General features: G+C 41.8%; 1 protein-coding gene. It reads left to right on the top strand.

Translation table 11 applies throughout. The features are described 5' to 3' along the window. Window positions 1–127 precede the first annotated feature (127 nt). Window positions 128–1,662, top strand: a protein-coding gene (locus KIV40_RS18205) for an IS3 family transposase (protein ID WP_375164868.1) whose coding sequence is annotated in 2 segments (ribosomal slippage) — window positions 128–584 and window positions 584–1,662 — 1,536 coding nt in all. Because the reading frame shifts where the segments join, the coding sequence is not laid out codon by codon here. The last annotated feature ends 48 nt before the right edge of the window (window positions 1,663–1,710 follow it).

Below are 1,710 nucleotides of genomic sequence, written 5' to 3'. Positions count from 1 at the left end.
ATTTAAACTGGCGTATTGCATATTTCGGGGCATTCCGATCAGTCATTTCGGGATTATCCGATCACCCATTTCCCCCCTGTGTCAGCATAGTTGTCGCCTTAGAATTTAATTCATTTTGGAGACAAATATGCCTAAACCCTCAATTGACGTAGAGATCAAAGAACAAGGTCTAATCTGGTTGCTCCCACCATACAGCTACTCCTTGCGAAGAGTGGCTAACGAACTTAATGTTGGTCATGCGACAGTTCATAAGTGGAGAGAGCAATTGAAGAAAGAAGGCTTGTTAGACGAAGAAAATTCAAATCAAAAAGATCTTTCAGCAGAGGAAATCTTTGCCATTGTCATCGAAACGGCTGTTATGACAGAACATGAACTAGCAGCATATTGTCGGACTAATGGTCTTTTTGTTGAGCAGGTCAAACAATGGAAAATTGCGTCAATACAAGCACACCAACCGAAGAAAAGTCCTTCTAACAAAATAGACTCATCCAACCGAGCGGATAAGAAGCGAATCAAGATATTAGAAAAAGAGTTGGCTAGAAAAGAGAAAGCTTTAGCTGAAACTGCTGCTCTACTTGTTTTGCGGGAAAAGTTCAATGCCCTCTGGGAACCAAGCGAGGAAGATTAACTCCTCTCTCTGAGCGGCTAAAAATAGTTACATTCATTGAAGAAGCTATCAAGAGTGGAGCAACTAAAACCAGAGCGTGTAGCTGCGTTGGAATATCGATAAGGACGATGCAACGCTGGGTGGAGGACGGCGGTAAGATAGTAGAAGATTTGCGTAACTTACCAAAAGCAAGGGCTCCTCACAACAAGCTAACAGCACAAGAAAGGCAAGATATTTTAGATGTATGCAATGCGCCTGAATATGCGAATCTTCCTCCCAACGTAATCGTACCTATGCTTGCAGATAGGGGCATTTACATCGCCTCAGAATCAACATTTTACAGAGTCTTAAAAGAGCACTCTCAGCTAAAAAGACGAGGGGGATCTACCTCAATCAGTCGACCAAAGCCCAAGGCTCAGAAAGCGACAAAACCAAACCAAGTTTGGAGTTGGGATATTAGCTACTTACCATCAATTACGAAGGGTGAACACTACTATCTCTATGTAATTATGGATGTTTTTAGCAGGAAAATAGTCGGTGCCGAAGTGTTCCAACAAGAGCTTGGGGAGCACGCAGCCGATTTACTTCAACGTACTATTTGGAAAGAGAAATGCGTCAATAAAGGGATAGTGCTGCACTCTGATAATGGTGCTCCTATGAGAAGTTATACAATGTTAGCCAAGATGAATGATCTTGGTGTAATGAGCTCGTACTCTCGCCCTAGAGTGAGTAACGATAACCCTTACTCCGAGTCATTATTTAAAACGGTCAAATGCATGCCGTTATGGCCTGTGGCAGGATTCAAATCTATTGAAGAAGCAAGAAAGTGGATTGGTGATTTCACGTATTGGTATAACTTTGAACACAAGCACAGCGGAATTAAATATGTGACACCTCAGCAGAGACATATTGGTGAAGATCAAGATATCTTAGAGCAACGTAAGCTTGTTTATCGCAAAGCTCAAGCAACAAACCCAGAGCGCTGGAGTGGAAAAACTAAAGATTGGAGCTTTATTGACGAGGTATTCTTAAATCCAGAGAACAAAGCAGCCTAAGAAGTTATAAATATGTAAAAATGGCGACAACTTGCTTGAAAAACAGCG

The organism is Vibrio sp. D173a (genome assembly GCF_030248475.1).
The sequence above is the reverse complement of the archived record's forward strand: the minus strand, read 5'-3'. Positions and strand labels throughout refer to the sequence as shown.